The organism is Melaminivora alkalimesophila, assembly GCF_000282995.1.
Lineage (GTDB): Bacteria > Pseudomonadota > Gammaproteobacteria > Burkholderiales > Burkholderiaceae_C > Melaminivora > Melaminivora alkalimesophila.
Map to the genome: position 1 here is coordinate 1 of NZ_ALEE01000480.1, position 14,120 is coordinate 14,120.

The 14,120-nt window shown below is 69.4% G+C and carries 15 protein-coding genes; 1 reads left to right on the forward strand and 14 read right to left on the reverse strand.

Features of this window, described 5'->3' with window-relative positions:
* Positions 1 to 168: 168 nt before the first annotated feature.
* From A612_RS09375 to A612_RS09410, 8 genes are all read right to left on the reverse strand, one after another.
* Complete coding sequence (locus A612_RS09375; protein WP_019374238.1) at positions 169 to 870, reverse strand: ABC transporter ATP-binding protein; 702 nt, start codon at positions 868 to 870, stop codon at positions 169 to 171.
* A gap of 47 nt (positions 871 to 917) precedes the next feature.
* Entirely contained in the window at positions 918 to 1,691 is a 774-nt protein-coding gene (livG, locus tag A612_RS09380) for a high-affinity branched-chain amino acid ABC transporter ATP-binding protein LivG (RefSeq protein WP_019374239.1), read from the reverse strand.
* Entirely contained in the window at positions 1,691 to 2,938 is a 1,248-nt protein-coding gene (locus A612_RS09385; RefSeq protein WP_019374240.1) for a high-affinity branched-chain amino acid ABC transporter permease LivM, read from the reverse strand. The genes livG and A612_RS09385 overlap by 1 nt, the downstream gene beginning before the upstream one ends.
* Entirely contained in the window at positions 2,938 to 3,867 is a 930-nt protein-coding gene (gene livH, locus A612_RS09390; protein ID WP_040436497.1) for a high-affinity branched-chain amino acid ABC transporter permease LivH, read from the reverse strand. Before livH ends, A612_RS09385 begins: the two co-directional genes overlap by 1 nt.
* Positions 3,868 to 3,978: 111 nt before the next feature.
* Positions 3,979 to 5,100 (reverse strand): high-affinity branched-chain amino acid ABC transporter substrate-binding protein, encoded by a 1,122-nt coding sequence (locus A612_RS09395; RefSeq protein WP_040436498.1) that lies wholly within the window; start codon positions 5,098 to 5,100, stop codon positions 3,979 to 3,981.
* A gap of 158 nt (positions 5,101 to 5,258) precedes the next feature.
* A complete protein-coding gene (locus tag A612_RS09400) occupies positions 5,259 to 5,900 on the reverse strand; it encodes a mechanosensitive ion channel family protein (RefSeq protein ID WP_019374243.1) in 642 nt (213 codons plus the stop codon).
* A gap of 22 nt (positions 5,901 to 5,922) precedes the next feature.
* On the reverse strand, positions 5,923 to 7,473 hold the full coding sequence (lysS, locus tag A612_RS09405) for a lysine--tRNA ligase (RefSeq protein ID WP_019374244.1): 1,551 nt from the start codon (positions 7,471 to 7,473) through the stop codon (positions 5,923 to 5,925).
* 118 nt (positions 7,474 to 7,591) lie between these two features.
* Positions 7,592 to 8,227, reverse strand: coding sequence for an LON peptidase substrate-binding domain-containing protein (locus tag A612_RS09410; RefSeq protein ID WP_019374245.1), 636 nt, complete (start codon positions 8,225 to 8,227; stop codon positions 7,592 to 7,594).
* A gap of 66 nt (positions 8,228 to 8,293) precedes the next feature.
* Here A612_RS09410 and A612_RS09415 point away from each other — a divergent pair, with 66 nt between their 5' ends.
* Positions 8,294 to 8,845, forward strand: coding sequence for a YggT family protein (locus A612_RS09415; protein WP_019374246.1), 552 nt, complete (start codon positions 8,294 to 8,296; stop codon positions 8,843 to 8,845).
* A gap of 35 nt (positions 8,846 to 8,880) precedes the next feature.
* Here A612_RS09415 and accD read toward each other — a convergent pair whose 3' ends face one another.
* The 6 genes from accD to A612_RS09445 all read right to left on the reverse strand — a co-directional run.
* Positions 8,881 to 9,756: an acetyl-CoA carboxylase, carboxyltransferase subunit beta gene (gene accD, locus A612_RS09420; RefSeq protein WP_019374247.1), complete on the reverse strand. Its 876-nt coding sequence runs from the start codon at positions 9,754 to 9,756 to the stop codon at positions 8,881 to 8,883.
* A gap of 18 nt (positions 9,757 to 9,774) precedes the next feature.
* Complete coding sequence (gene trpA / locus A612_RS09425; protein ID WP_019374248.1) at positions 9,775 to 10,590, reverse strand: tryptophan synthase subunit alpha; 816 nt, start codon at positions 10,588 to 10,590, stop codon at positions 9,775 to 9,777.
* Entirely contained in the window at positions 10,587 to 11,852 is a 1,266-nt protein-coding gene (trpB, locus tag A612_RS09430) for a tryptophan synthase subunit beta (protein WP_019374249.1), read from the reverse strand. The genes trpA and trpB overlap by 4 nt, the downstream gene beginning before the upstream one ends.
* Entirely contained in the window at positions 11,853 to 12,608 is a 756-nt protein-coding gene (locus A612_RS09435) for a phosphoribosylanthranilate isomerase (RefSeq protein WP_051001481.1), read from the reverse strand. It abuts the gene before it with no gap.
* Positions 12,605 to 13,420 carry a tRNA pseudouridine(38-40) synthase TruA gene (gene truA / locus A612_RS09440; protein ID WP_040436502.1) on the reverse strand — a complete coding sequence of 272 codons (816 nt, stop codon included), beginning with the start codon at positions 13,418 to 13,420 and terminating at the stop codon, positions 12,605 to 12,607. Before truA ends, A612_RS09435 begins: the two co-directional genes overlap by 4 nt.
* 64 nt (positions 13,421 to 13,484) lie before the next feature.
* Positions 13,485 to 14,120 (reverse strand): FimV C-terminal domain-containing protein (locus A612_RS09445; protein WP_040436500.1); only part of this gene is annotated, 636 nt, incomplete at its 5' end.

Genomic DNA, 14,120 nt, shown 5'->3' on the forward strand with positions numbered 1-14,120 from the left:
TGGCCGGTGGCGTCCTCCAGCGCGGCCATGGTGCGCTCGGCGAGCTCCCGGCTCAGCGCGTTGAGCACCTCGGGGCGCCCCAGCGTGATGCGCGCCACCGCACCCAGCATTTCCAGCCGCACCAGGGTGGTGGCCGTTCCGTCGGGGCGCGGCCCGGCGCGCCGGCGATCAGCCCCCAAGGTAGGCCTTCCTCACATCCGCATTCGCCAGCAGCGCCGCCCCCGTGTCCTCCAGCACCACGCGCCCGTTCTCCAGCACGTAGCCCCGGTCGGCGATCTGCAGCGCGCGGTTGGCGTTCTGCTCGACCAGGAACACCGTCACGCCCTCGCCACGGATCGTCTCGATGATCTCGAAGATCTGCGCGATGATCAGCGGCGCCAGCCCCAGCGTCGGCTCGTCGAGCAGCAACAGGCGCGGGCGGCCCATCAGCGCGCGGCCGATAGCAAGCATCTGCTGCTCGCCGCCGGACATGGTGCCGGCGCGCTGGTGGGCGCGGTCGCGCAGGCGCGGAAAGAGCTCGAAGACGTGCTCCATCCCGGCGTCGATCTCGTCGCCGGTCAGGAAGAAGCCGCCCATCTTCAGGTTCTCGATCACCGTCAGCGCCGGGAAGACGCGCCGCCCCTCGGGCGAGACGGCGATGCCGCGGCGCATGATCAGGTGGGTCGGCGCCTGCGTGATGTCCTCGCCCTCGAAGAACACCTGGCCGCCGCTGGCGCGTGGCGCGCCGCAGATGGTCATCAGGAGCGAAGTCTTGCCCGCGCCGTTGGAGCCGATCAGCGAAACGATCTCGCCCTGGTTCACGTGCAGGCTGACCTGGTTGACGGCGCAGATGGCGCCGTAGTGCGTGGACAGCTCCTGCACGCGCAGCATCGGCGTGCCGGCGGCGGGGATGGAGGTAGGGGTCGTCGCCGTATCCATCAGGCTTCTCCCAGGTAGGCCTTGATGACCCGTTCGTCGTTTTGGATGGCCTCGGGCACGCCCAGGGCGATGGGCTTGCCGTACTCCATGACCAGGATGCGCTCGGACACGCCCATCACCAGGCCCATGTCGTGCTCGATCAGCAACACCGTAACGCCGTACTCGCGGCGAAGCTGGTCGATGAGCTGCTGCAGGTCCTTCTTCTCCTGCGGGTTCAGGCCGGCGGCCGGCTCGTCGAGCATCAGCAGGCGCGGGCCGGTGATCATGCAGCGCGCGATCTCCAGGCGCCGCTGGTGGCCGTAGGCGAGGTTGCCAGCCTCGCGGTTGGCGAATTCGCGCAGGCCCATCACGTCCAGCCAGTGCAGCGCGCGGTCGATCTTCTCGCGCTCGCTCTTGCGGTAGCTGGCGGTGTTGAACAGGCCGGCGAGCAGCGGTGCGTTCGATTGCCGGTGCTGTGCGACCAGCAGGTTCTCCAGCGCCGTCATGGCCTTGAACAGGCGCACGTTCTGGAAGGTGCGCACCACGCCTTGGTTGGCCACCTGGTGGCTGCTCTTGCCGGCGATGCTCTCGCCGGCCAGCACGATCTGGCCCTCGCTGGGCTGGTAGAAGCCGCTGATGCAGTTGAAGACAGTGGTCTTGCCGGCGCCGTTCGGCCCGATGATGGCAAAGATCTCCTTGGGCGCGACGTCGAAGCTGACGTGGTCCACGGCCAGCAGGCCGCCAAAGCGCATGCACAGGTCGCTGACCTTCAGGAGCGGGGAGGCGGTCGCCATCATGGCTGCACCTCCACGTGGTGGCGCTTCATCGGCAGCAGCCCCTGCGGGCGCCAGATCATCATCACGATCATCACCAGGCCGAAGATCAGCATCCGGTATTCGGAGAACTCGCGCGCCACCTCCGGCAGCACGGTGAGCACGATGGCCGCGACGATCACGCCCAGCTGCGAGCCCATCCCGCCCAGCACCACGATGGCCAGGATCAGCGCCGACTCGATGAAGGTGAAGGACTCGGGGTTGACGATGCCCTGGCGCGCGGCGAAGAAGGCGCCGCCGAAACCCGCGAACATGGCGCCCAGTGTGAAGGCCGAGAGCTTGATCTTCATCGGGCTCAGGCCCAGCGAGCGGCAGGCGATCTCGTCCTCGCGCAGCGCCTCCCAGGCGCGGCCAATCGGCATGCGGATCAGCCGGTTGCTGATGAACAGCGTGACCAGCGCCAGCAGGAGCGCCATCAGGTACAGGAAGATCACCATGTGCATGGAGTCGAATTCCAGCCCGAAGAACTGGTGGAAGGTGGTGCCGCCCTCGGTGCTGGCGCTGCGCGTCATCTCCAGGCCGAACAGCGTGGGCTTGGGGATGCCGGAGATGCCGTCCGGCCCGCCGGTCCAGTCCGTCAGGTTGACCAAGAGCAGGCGGATGATCTCGCCAAAGCCGAGCGTCACGATCGCCAGGTAGTCGCCGCGCAGCCGCAGCACCGGAAAGCCCAGCAGGAAGCCCGACAGGGCGGTGACGGCGCCCGCCAGCGGCAGGGCCTCCCAGAAGCTCCAGCCGGCCCAGTGGAACAGCAGAGCGTAGGTGTAGGCGCCCACGGCGTAGAAGCCGACGAAGCCCAGGTCCAGCAGGCCGGCGAAGCCGACCACCACGTTCAGGCCCAGGCCGAGCATCACGTAGATCATCGCCAGCGTCGCGATGTCCACCGCGTTGCGCCCGGCGAAGAAGGGCCACACGACGGCGATCATCAGCACCGCCAGCAGCAGGCCCTTGTGTTGCGCCGGGGCGAACGATGGCAGGGCCGGCAGCGACACGCGCGGCATGCGCGGGCGCAGCAGCGGGCGCAGCAACTGGACCAGGAACACCGCCAGGCAGCCCCACAGCAGCGTGCGCCACTCGGGCACGATGATGGTGCGGGCGCCGGCGCGCTCCAGGTGCAGCGTGAAGATCGGCAGCACCACGATGGCCGCCAGGATCGAGGAGACGAAGGCGTGGCGCAGATGCGCGGAGAAGGGCAGGCTCTGCACTTGCATCACACTTTCTCCACTTCCGGCTTGCCCAGCAGGCCCGTGGGGCGGAACAGGAGGATCAGCACCAGCAGGCTGAAGGCCACGATGTCCTTGTACTCCGACGAGATGTAGGCGGCGGCGAAGGTCTCGGCCACGCCCAGGATCACGCCGCCCAGCATGGCGCCAGGAATCGAGCCGATGCCCCCCAGCACGGCGGCCGTGAAAGCCTTGATGCCGGCGATGAAGCCGATGAAGGGGTTGAGCTTGCCCACGGCCAGCGCGATCAGCACGCCGCCCACGGCGGCCAGCACCGCCCCGAGGATGAAGGTCGAGGAGATGACGCGGTTGGTGTCGATGCCCAGCAGGTTCGCCATGTGCATGTCCTGCGCGCAGGCGCGCGACGCCCGGCCCATGCGCGAGTGCTTGATGTAGACCGTGAACAGCGCCATCAGCGCCACCGCCACGACGATGATCAGGAGGCGCGAATAGGGCACGAAGACCTCGAAGCCACCGTCGCCGCCGCCGAAGCGGAAGGCGCCCGGCAGCAGCGCCGGCACCGCCATGTCGCGCGCGCCCTGGCCGAGGGCGACCCAGTTCTGCAGGAAGATGGACATGCCGATGGCCGAGATCAGCGGCACCAGGCGCGGGCTGCCGCGCAGCGGCCTGTAGGCCACCTGCTCCACCACGAAGCCGTAGGTGCCCGTCACCAGCACCGACACCAGCAGCATCAGCGAGATGATGAGCCACACGGGCAGGCCGCTCTGCACGCCGATGGCCGAGAGCGTGACCAGGCCGACATAGGCGCCGATCATGTAGATCTCGCCGTGGGCGAAGTTGATCATCCCGATGATGCCGTAGACCATGGTGTAGCCGATGGCGATCAGGGCATAGATGGCGCCCAGGGACAGGCCGTTGAACAACTGCTGTATCAGTTGGGGCAAGAGATCGGACATGGTATGCCGCCCTCCTCAATCGAAAAAAAGGGCCCCGAAGGGGACCCAGACAAGCAGGCAACCGGGGGCACGCCGCAGCGGCGCCCCGGGGCCTGAGCTATGGATTTCCGTTTACTTGGAGGCCGGGCTCTTGCTGCCGTCCTTGTGCCACTGGAAGATCTGGAAGTCGAAGGAGTTCAGGTCGCCCTGCTTGTTCCACGACACCGGGCCGAGCACCGTCTCCACCGTGGCCTTGTGCAGGTGGTCGGCGACCTTGGCGGGATTGTCGCCGACGGCCTTGATGCCATCGAGGATGGCCTGCGTAGCTGCAAACGAAGTGAGCTGGAAGGCACCCGAGGCATTGCGCTTCTTGTCCTGGAAGGCCTTCACCACGTTGGCGTTCTTCGGGTTGGCAGCGAAGTCGGCGGGCAGCGTCACCAGCATGCCCTCCACGGCGTCGCCGGCGATGGCGTTCACTTCCGGGTTGCCCACGCCCTCGGGGCCCATCATGCGCACCTTGAGGCCCTGCTCGTTGGCCTGGCGCAGCAGCAGGCCCATCTCGGGGTGGTAGCCGCCGTAGTAGACGAAGTCGACGCCGGCGCTCTTGAGCTTGGTGATGACGGCGGAGTAGTCGCTGTCGCCGGCGTTGATGCCCTCGAACAGCGCCACATCGACGCCGGCCTTCTTCAGGTCGTCGCGCACCGAGGCGGCGATGCCCTGGCCGTAGGACTGCTTGTCGTGCAGCACGGCGACCTTCTTGGGCTTGGCCTTCTCGGCGATGAACTTGGCGGCGGCCGGGCCTTGCTGGTCGTCGCGGCCGATGGTGCGGAAGATGAAGTGGTAGTTCTTGCCGTCGGTCAGGGCCGGCGAAGTGGCCGACGGGGTCACGACGACCACGCCCTCGTTGTTGTAGATGGGGGCGGCGGCGATGGAGGCGCCGGAGCACACCGGGCCGACCACGTAGCCGATCTTGCTGTTGACCACGCGGTTGGCGGCCACCGGACCCTGCTTGGGTTCGCATGCGTCGTCGATGGCGACCACTTCCACCTTCTGGCCGTTGATGCCGCCGGCGGCGTTGGCCAGCTCCACGGCAGTGTTCACGCCTTCCTTGACCATGTCGCCGTACTGCGTCAGCGGACCGGTGGTCGGGATGACCATGGCGATCTTGATCTGCGCGTGGGCAGGCATCAAAAGGGCGGCGCCGGCCAGGCCCAGGGCGGCGGCGATGGAGTGCATGCGAAGGGAAATGCTCATGAGACGTCTCGTTGGGAAAGGGGCAGAAAGAGTCTTCAGGCCCCTTGTGGGGGCCTGCGACCGCATCCGATAGCTTAAAAAGCACGGAGCGGTGCGGGCAACAGGGTTACTGCGGGTGGCGAAGAGTCCTGAATCTTGCTAGGTGTACGTAGAAATACTCACAGAAGGCTTGAGGCCTCGTGCTTGCGCCCCTGCGGGATCACGTCCGGGGGCGGCACCAGCCGCTCGGGCGGCACGGGCGTGCCGACGCGCCAGCGGCGCACGATGCGCTGAAAGACCAGGGCGTTGGGGATCTGCAGCAGCGTGCCCGGCACCGGCGCGGTCGCGTCCTCCAGCGTGGTGTAGAGCAGGTTGATGTCCACCACCCGCCCGAGCGCACCGGGCTTGTCGGCGCTGTCGAGGATCTCGATGTGGTCGCCGATCCGAAACGGCCCCACGGTCAGGATCAGCAGCGCGCAAAAGAGGTTCGACAGCACGCTCCAGGCGGCAAAGAAGGCCACAGCCCCAACGGTGGCAAAGCCCGTGAAGGCCGTCCACAGCACGCTGGCCGACACCCCCAGGCGCTCCAGCACCAGCAGAAAGGCGCCCCCGACCACCAGCCAGCGCACCACGGCGCGCACCGGGCGCAGCAGCTCGTGCGGGAACTGGTAGTGCTCGCTCGCCCGGCGGAAGATGCGCTGCAGGACGTGGTAGAGCAGCGTCGCCGCGAGCACGATCAGCACGATCTGCAGCAGCGGCACCAGCAGCTCGAGCCACTCGTGCAGCCAGCTGGGCAGGTAGGACCTCAGGCGCGCGTCCATGGGAAGTGCCAGGGGCGGACGCTCAATGCTCGCGGCGCAGCGCCGGGAACAGGATCACGTCGCGGATGCTGGGGCTGTCGGTGAGCAGCATCATCAGGCGGTCGATGCCGATGCCGCAGCCGCCGGTGGGCGGCAGCCCGTGCTCGAGCGCGCGCACGAAGTCGTGGTCGAAGTACATGGCCTCGTCGTCGCCGCTGTCCTTGGCCTCGACCTGGGCGTTGAAGCGCGCGACCTGGTCCTCGGCGTCGTTCAGCTCGGAAAACCCGTTGGCCATCTCGCGGCCGGTGATGTAGAGCTCGAAGCGTTCCGTCACTTCCGGGCGCTGGTCGTTGGCGCGCGCCAGCGGCGAGATTTCGGTGGGATGCTCCATGATGAAGGTCGGCTGCCAGAGCTGGTCTTCCACCGCCTCTTCGAACAGCAGCACCTGCAGCCCGGCGAGCGTGCGGGTGGACAGGCGGTCCTTGTCCTCGCTCAGGCCGCGCCCTTGCAGGGCCGCCACCAGCCAGGCCGGGTCGTCCACGCGCTCGCCGGCGTCGGTGTGGCGCAGCAGCGCCTCGCGGATGGTCAGGCGCTCGAAGGGCGCCGCGAGATCGACCTCGCGCCCGCCGTAGCTCAGCTGCAGGCCGCCCGTGGCCTGGCGCGCGGCGTGGCGCAGCAAGTCCTCGGTGAAATCCATCAGGTCGCGGTAGTTCCAGTAGGCGGCGTAGAACTCCATCATGGTGAACTCGGGGTTGTGGCGCACCGAGATGCCTTCATTCCTGAAGTTGCGGTTGATCTCGAACACCCGCTCGAAGCCGCCCACGACCAGGCGCTTGAGGTACAGCTCGGGCGCGATGCGCAGGAACATCTCCTGGTCGAGCGCGTTGTGGTGCGTGACGAAGGGCCGGGCGTTGGCGCCGCCGGGGATGGGGTGCAGCATGGGCGTCTCGACTTCCAGGAAGCCGTGCTCGACCATGAAGCTGCGGATCGAGGAGATCGCCTTGCTGCGCGCGACAAAGCGCCGCCGCGCCGCCTCGTCGGTCATCAGGTCCAGGTAGCGCTGGCGGTATTTCAGCTCCTGGTCGGCCACGCCGTGGAACTTGTCGGGCATGGGGCGCAGGCTCTTGGTGAGCAGGCGCAGCTCGGTGACCTTGATCGACAGCTCGCCGGTTCGGGTCTTCATCAGGGTGCCGCGCGCGGCGATGATGTCGCCCAGGTCCCAGCGCTTGAAGTCGGCATACACCGCCTCGCCCACGGCGTCGCGCGTCACGTAGAGCTGGATGCGCCCGCCGGTCTCGCCGAGCGAGCCGTCCTGCAGCGTGGCAAAGCTTGCCTTGCCCATGACGCGCTTGAGCATCATGCGGCCGGCGACGCTCGCCTCGATTGGCTGGGCCTCGAGCGCCTCGGGCTCGGCGCTGCCGTGTGCGGCCTGTAGCTCGGCCGCGTGGTGCGTGGGCTTGAAGTCGTTCGGGAAGGCCACGCCCTCGCCGCGCGCCTGGCGCTCGCGCAGCTCGCGCAGTTTCTCGCGGCGCTCGGCGATGAGCTGGTTTTCATCCACGGGCGGGGAAGCGGGGCTGGGCTGGTCGGCAGGCATGGAAGGCAAGGGCTGGATTCTCGAAAGCGGGCGGTGGCGCCGCGGGCCCGCGCAGCGGGCGGCAACGGAGCGAACCGGGGATTCTAGGGGGTCGGGCGGGAGCGCACCGCCGCAGGTCTCATCGGCCGATGCCGGTGCGCTCGAGCACGTCGTCCACCAGCTCCAGCCGCAGCAACGGATTGTCCAGGGCCATGAGCCGTTGCTTGAGCTCCAGGGGCAGCGGCAGCAGCTCGCACCAGCGGTTGGCCACCCAGCCGCAATCGTCCAGCCGGGCGGGGTCGGGAGCCGGTGGCGTGCCCTCGGCCCCGGCGCGCTCGCGCAGGCTCGTGAGCAGCGCCTCGAGGGCACGCGCTGCGGGCTGCAGGTCCGGCGGTATGGCCACCGCCACGTCGGCGGGCAGCAACCGCACGTCCGCCACCCACAGCCCGTGCGGCAGGCGCCGCGTGCGCAGCATGCGAAAGCGCTGCGTGCCGCGGCAGCGCAGGGCAAGCAGGCCCGCCTGGGGGGCCTGCAGCTGCAGCAAGGTGGCGAGCGTGCCGACCTCGTGCAGCCGCTCCTCGGGCGCGCCGGCGCGCCGCACCTCGCTGCCCTCGGCCAGGGCGACCACCCCGAAGGGCGCGCCCGCGTCGCGGCACTTGCGCACCATGTCGAGGTAGCGCACTTCAAAGACCCGCAGGTCCAGCGTGCCGTCGGGGAACAGCACGGTGGATAGCGGAAACAGCGGCAGGGAATGGAGGGTCAAGGTCTGGGACATGGGAGGCGGGCAGGCGCGTGGCTATCATCCCATGGCCAGGCCCCTTCACGCTGACGCCCCGAATCCATGCTGCTGCAGATCCTGACCTACTTGCTCGACGTGGCCACCGGCCTGCTCGCCGGCGCGTGCCTGCTGCGGCTGTTCATGCAGCTGCAGCGTGTGCCCTTCGGCAACCCGGTCGGGCGGCTGGTGTTCGCGCTCACCGACTGGCTGGTGCTGCCGCTGCGCAAGGTGGTGCCGCCCGCCGGGCGCTGGGACGTGGCGAGCCTGCTCGGCGCCTTCCTGCTCAAGCTGGTGCAGTACCTGCTGCTGGTGTTGCTGCTTGGCGGGGTGGTCTCGCTGGCCTGGGCGCCGGTGATGGCGCTGTTCGGCACCGCCCGGGTGGCGCTCATGGGGTTGATGGTGCTGGTGATTGCCCACGCGCTGCTGTCGTGGGTGCAGGTGCGCTCGCCCATCGTGGACGTGGTGGGGCGGTTGTGCGAGCCGCTGCTGGCGCCCGTGCGGCGTGTGGTGCCGCTGCTGGGGGGTGTGGACCTGTCGCCGCTGGTGCTGCTGGTGCTGCTGCAGGTGCTGATGATCGTGCTGACCAACTTGCAGGCCGGGGCGCTGTCGTTCTGACGGCCGGCCGGGGCGCCGCAGGGCGGCGCGGCGGCTCAGCCCTCGACCGCGTCGGCCGGCAGGCGCTGCAGCATCGCCAGGCAGGAGGCGATGGTGTTGCGCAGCTCGCGGCGGTCGACGATCATGTCCACCGCGCCCTTGGCCTGCAGGAACTCGGCGCGCTGGAAGCCTTCCGGCAGCGTCACGCGCACGGTGGACTCGATCACGCGCGGCCCGGCAAAGCCGATCAGCGCCTTGGGCTCGGCGATCACGATGTCGCCCACGAAGGCAAAGCCCGCCGACACGCCGCCCATGGTCGGGTCGGTGAGCACGCTGATGTAGGGCAGGCCTTTCTTGGCCAGGCGCGTGAGCGCGGCGTTGGTCTTGGCCATCTGCATGAGCGACAGCAGGCCCTCCTGCATGCGCGCGCCACCGGTGGCGGTGAAGCAGACGAACGGCACCTTCTGCTCGATCGCGGTCTCCACGCCGCGCACGAAGCGCTCGCCGACCACCGAGCCCATGGAGCCGCCCATGAAGTCGAACTCGAAGCAGGCGGCCACCAGGTTGATGCTCTTTACCGCCCCGCCCATCACGACCAGCGCATCGGTCTCGCCGGTGTTTTCCAGCGCTTCCTTGAGCCGCTCCGGGTAGCGGCGGCTGTCCTTGAACTTCAGCGCGTCGACCGGCAGCACTTCCTGGCCGATCTCGTAGCGGCCCCCGCCGTCGAGGAAGGCGTTGAGGCGCGCGCGCGCGCCGATGCGGTGGTGGTGGCCGCAGCTCGGGCAGACATTCTGGTTGTGCTCCAGGTCGTTCTTGTAGAGCACGGTCTCGCAGCTGGGACACTTGATCCACAGGCCCTCGGGCATCTGCCGGCGCTCCTGGGGGTCGGTCTGCTGGATCTTGGAAGGCAGGAGTTTTTCAAGCCAGGACATGGGTCTTCGTTCCTCTCGTCACTCTCGCGCGTCGAGCGCCTTGCGCACCTGGCGCAGGAAATCCACCGTGATGCCGACCACGCGCTCGTGCGGCTGGTCCTCGATGAGCTGGATGATCCGGCTGCCGATCACCACCGCGTCGGCCACGCGGCCGATGGCCTGGGCGGTGGCGGCGTCGCGGATGCCGAAGCCCACGCCCACGGGAATCTTCACGTGCTCGCGGATGCGCGGCAGCATGGCCTCGACTTCCGCAACGTCGAGCGCGGCCGAGCCGGTCACGCCCTTGAGCGAGACATAGTACACATAGCCACTGGCCACGCGCGCCACCTGCTGCATGCGCTCGGGCGTGGAGGTCGGCGCGAGCAGGAAGATCATGTCGATGCCATGGGCACGCAGCCCGGCGGCGAACTCCACGCACTCCTCGGGCGGGTAGTCGACGACCAGGATGCCGTCCACGCCGGCCGCCGCGGCGTCGCGCGCGAAGGCGCCCGGGCCGCGCTGCTGCTCGTAGCGCTCGACCGGGTTGGCGTAGCCCATCAGCACCACCGGCGTGCTCTTGTTGCGCTGGCGAAAGCTGCGCACCATCTCCAGCACCTGCACCAGGCCCACGCCCATGGCCAGCGCTTTTTCGCCGGCGCGCTGCACCACCGGGCCGTCGGCCATGGGGTCGGAGAAGGGCACGCCCAGCTCGATCACGTCCGCGCCCGCCTCGACCATGCCGTGCATCAGCGCCGGCGTGATGTCGGAGAACGGGAAGCCGGCCGTGACGTAGGGGATCAGCGCGGTGCGCCCGGCGGCCTGCAGGGCCTCGAAGGTCGACTGGATGCGGTTCATTCCCTGCCTCCCTTGACGGTGTGGCCGCGCAGGCTGGGGCGGTCGTAGAAATCCACGCCGGAGAGGTCGGCCACGGTGCCGATGTCCTTGTCGCCGCGGCCCGAGAGGTTGACCAGGATGGATTGCGTGGGTGCCATGGTGGGGGCGAGCTTGAGCGCGTAGGCGACGGCGTGGCTGGACTCGAGCGCCGGGATGATGCCTTCGGTGCGGCACAGGTGGTGGAAGGCGTCGAGCGCCTCCTGGTCGGTGATGCCGACGTACTCGGCCCGACCGATCTCCTGCAGCCAGGCGTGCTCGGGGCCGACGCCGGGATAGTCCAGGCCGGCGCTGATGCTGTGGGTCTCGGTGATCTGGCCGTTCTCGTCTTGCAGGATGAAAGTGCGGTTGCCGTGCAGCACGCCGCTCGAGCCCCGCTGCAGGCTGGCCGAGTGCTTGCCCGAATCGAGGCCTTGGCCCGCGGCTTCCACGCCGATCAGCCGCGTCGCCGTGCGGTCGATGTAGGGGTGGAAGATGCCCATGGCGTTGCTGCCGCCGCCCACGCAGGCGACCACCACGTCAGGCTGCTCGGCGGCGATGCCCTGTTCGGCCAGCAGGCCCGGCATCTGCGTCAGGCATTCCTGCCCGATCACGCTCTGGAAGTCGCGCACCATCATGGGGTAGGGGTGCGGGCCGGCCACCGTGCCGATGATGTAGAAGGTGTGGTCCACGTTCGCCACCCAGTCGCGCATGGCCTCGTTGAGCGCGTCCTTGAGCGTGCGGCTGCCCGATTCCACCGGCACCACGGTGGCGCCCAGCAGCTTCATGCGGTAGACGTTGGGGCTTTGGCGCTTGACATCCTCGGCGCCCATGTAGACCACGCATTCCAGGCCATAGCGCGCGCAGATGGTGGCGGTGGCCACGCCATGCTGGCCGGCGCCGGTCTCGGCGATGATGCGCGGCTTGCCCATGCGGCGCGCGAGCATCGCCTGGCCGATCACGTTGTTGATCTTGTGCGCGCCGGTGTGGTTCAGGTCCTCGCGCTTGAGGTAGATCTGCGCGCCGCCGAGCTCGCGGCTGGTGCGCGCGGCGTGGTAGACGGGCGAGGGCCGGCCCACGAAGTGCGCCAGCTCGTGGCGGAATTCGGCCTGGAATTCGGGGTCGTTCTGGTAGCGCGCGTAGGCGGCGCGCAGCTCGTGCAGGGCGTGCGTGAGCGTCTCGCTCGCGAAACTGCCACCGTAGGGGCCGAAATGGCCCGAAGCATCGGGTTGTTGGTATGCGGACATTTAGGAAGGATGTGGGGCGGATGCCGCATCGGCCGCACGCACGGCGGCGATGAAGCGGGCTATTTTGCCGGCGTCCTTGATGCCCCTTCGCAATGTGCCATCGGGGGCGCAGGCTTCCACGCCGGAGCTGACGTCAACCGCGAGCGAGCGGCAACGCGCCCGCAGGCGGGCGACGCCATCGCCCACGTTGGCAGGTGTGAGCCCACCAGACAAGACGAGGTGAGCGTTGACGCTTGCGGGAAGCAGTGACCAATCGAATGCCTTGCCGCCCCCGCCGTAGCCTTCGACGAGGGCGTCGAGCAGGATGGCGCGGGCCTTGGAATATCGCTGCGCGTATTCTACGAGGTCGAAGCCGGCCCCGCCGGCGGCGAGCGGAATGCGCGCAGCGCGCAGGAAGGGAAGGCGGCCGCCGTCCGTGGCTTCCAGGCACTGGGCGGGGGTCTCGTCCCCGTGGAACTGCGCCATCGCGCCGGGGATGCGCTCGACCGCCTCGCGCACCTGCGCCGGCGCGGCATTCACGAACAGCAGCACCGGGGTGACGAAGGGCGGCAGGCGCGCCGCCAGTTCGACCGCCCGCGCCAGCGGGAGCGCGCGCGGGCTTCTGGGGTAGAGCACGAAGCCGAGGGCGTCGGCCCCGGCGGCCACGGCCGCGTCCACGTCCTGCTCGCGCGTGAGGCCGCAGATCTTCACGCGGGTGCGCACCGGCAGGGATGGAGTGGGGGCGGACGGGTCGGACAGGGGCGAGGGGCTGCTCATGGCAGCCAATCATAAGCAGCCGTCCGGTCGGGCAGCCCCCAGGCCGGGTCGTACTGCGGTCCAAGGAAGTACAGGCCGTCCGGTGCGAAGGTGGGCGCCGCGGCGTCGCGCGAGCGCGCCTGCAGCACCTCGCCCATCCAGTCGGGCGGCTTGAGCCCCTGGCCGACCGCGACCAGGCAGCCCATGATGTTGCGGATCATGTGGTGCAGGAAGGCGTCGGCCTCGAATTCGAAGCGCCAGTAGCAGGGGACCAGGCCGTGCACTGCGGCCTGGGCAGCGCCACGCTGCAGGATGTCGATGCGCCGCACGGTCTTGACCGGCGTCCTGGCCTGGCAGCCGGCAGCGCGGAAGGAGCTGAAGTCGTGTTCGCCGATCAGGTGCCGGGCGGCCTCGCGCATGGCCTGCCCATCGAGCGCGCGAAAGACCCAGCCCACCCGACCGGCCTCCACGCTGGGGCGCACCGGGGACTGCAGCAGCACATAGGCGTAGCGGCGACCCAGGGCGCTGGCGCGGGCGTGGAAGCCCGGCGGGACGGGGTGCGCCCACTGCACGGCGATGTCGGGCGGCAGGAAGGTGTTGGTGCCGCGCACCCAGGAAAAAGGCGGGCGCTGCAGCGGGGTGTCGAAGTGCACCACCTGCATGAGGCCGTGCACGCCGGCGTCGGTGCGCCCGGCGCACACGGTGGAGATCGGCTCGGTGGCAAAGCGCGCGAGCGCCGCTTCCAGCCGGTCCTGCACGGTGTTTCCGCCGGGCTGGCTCTGCCAGCCGTGGTAGCCCTGGCCCGCGTAGCTGACCCCGAGCGCAATCCTCATGGCGTCGAAGGCCGGGGCCGGCAGGGCAGGCGCTGGCACGCCCTGCCTTGCCGGCTCCATGGCATCAGGCCAGCTCGGTCAGCAGGCGCTGGGCGCGGGCCTTGAGGTCGCCCGAGGACTCGGCGATCACTTCCTCGACCAGGGCGCGGGCCCCTTCGCTGTCGCCGATGGCCTGGAATTCCTCGGCAAGCGCGAGCTTCGTGGCCAGGGGATCGTCGGGCAGGGCCTCGGCCGCCGGGGCGGCGGACGCGGCCGCAGCGGGAGCGCCCAGGTCGAGCGACAGGTCGCCCAGGTCGAACTCCAGGGAGCCGGGCGCGGTGGTCGGGCTGCTGTCGCCGCTGTCGCTGTTGCTGCTGCTGCCGGGAAACTCCAGGTCCATGTCGAGCGGAGAGGGCTCGGTGGCGAGCGCGCTCTGCTCGGTGGGCGCAGGCTCGGCGGCCGGGGCCTCGAGCGGGGCGGGTCCGCTCAGGATGTCCAGATCGAGGTCCATGGCGGGCAGCTCAGAGGCCGGGCTGGCCGCCTCCAGCGGGGTCTCGGCCGTGGACGGCTCGTCGGGCTGGTGCTGCTGGGCCGCCAGCGTCGCGTTGGCCGCGGCCGCTGCAAAGGAGCTGGGCGCCGGTGGCGGTGCCGGAGGCGCCTCGTGCAGGTCCAGGTCCAGGTCGAGGTCCAGGTCGGGCAGGATCGAGTCGGGGGCGGCCGC

What these genes read in the sequence shown, in the direction of transcription:
- A612_RS09375 (WP_019374238.1), bottom strand. Translation starts at nt 870, where the DNA reads ATGCTGCGCGTGCAGGAGCTGTCCACGCACTACGGCGCCATCTGCGCC.
- livG (WP_019374239.1), bottom strand. Translation starts at nt 1,691, where the DNA reads ATGGCGACCGCCTCCCCGCTCCTGAAGGTCAGCGACCTGTGCATGCGC.
- A612_RS09385 (WP_019374240.1), bottom strand. Translation starts at nt 2,938, where the DNA reads ATGCAAGTGCAGAGCCTGCCCTTCTCCGCGCATCTGCGCCACGCCTTC.
- livH (WP_040436497.1), bottom strand. Translation starts at nt 3,867, where the DNA reads ATGTCCGATCTCTTGCCCCAACTGATACAGCAGTTGTTCAACGGCCTG.
- A612_RS09395 (WP_040436498.1), bottom strand. Translation starts at nt 5,100, where the DNA reads ATGAGCATTTCCCTTCGCATGCACTCCATCGCCGCCGCCCTGGGCCTG.
- A612_RS09400 (WP_019374243.1), bottom strand. Translation starts at nt 5,900, where the DNA reads ATGGACGCGCGCCTGAGGTCCTACCTGCCCAGCTGGCTGCACGAGTGG.
- lysS (WP_019374244.1), bottom strand. Translation starts at nt 7,473, where the DNA reads ATGCCTGCCGACCAGCCCAGCCCCGCTTCCCCGCCCGTGGATGAAAAC.
- A612_RS09410 (WP_019374245.1), bottom strand. Translation starts at nt 8,227, where the DNA reads ATGTCCCAGACCTTGACCCTCCATTCCCTGCCGCTGTTTCCGCTATCC.
- A612_RS09415 (WP_019374246.1), top strand. Translation starts at nt 8,294, where the DNA reads ATGCTGCTGCAGATCCTGACCTACTTGCTCGACGTGGCCACCGGCCTG.
- accD (WP_019374247.1), bottom strand. Translation starts at nt 9,756, where the DNA reads ATGTCCTGGCTTGAAAAACTCCTGCCTTCCAAGATCCAGCAGACCGAC.
- trpA (WP_019374248.1), bottom strand. Translation starts at nt 10,590, where the DNA reads ATGAACCGCATCCAGTCGACCTTCGAGGCCCTGCAGGCCGCCGGGCGC.
- trpB (WP_019374249.1), bottom strand. Translation starts at nt 11,852, where the DNA reads ATGTCCGCATACCAACAACCCGATGCTTCGGGCCATTTCGGCCCCTAC.
- A612_RS09435 (WP_051001481.1), bottom strand. Translation starts at nt 12,608, where the DNA reads ATGAGCAGCCCCTCGCCCCTGTCCGACCCGTCCGCCCCCACTCCATCC.
- truA (WP_040436502.1), bottom strand. Translation starts at nt 13,420, where the DNA reads ATGAGGATTGCGCTCGGGGTCAGCTACGCGGGCCAGGGCTACCACGGC.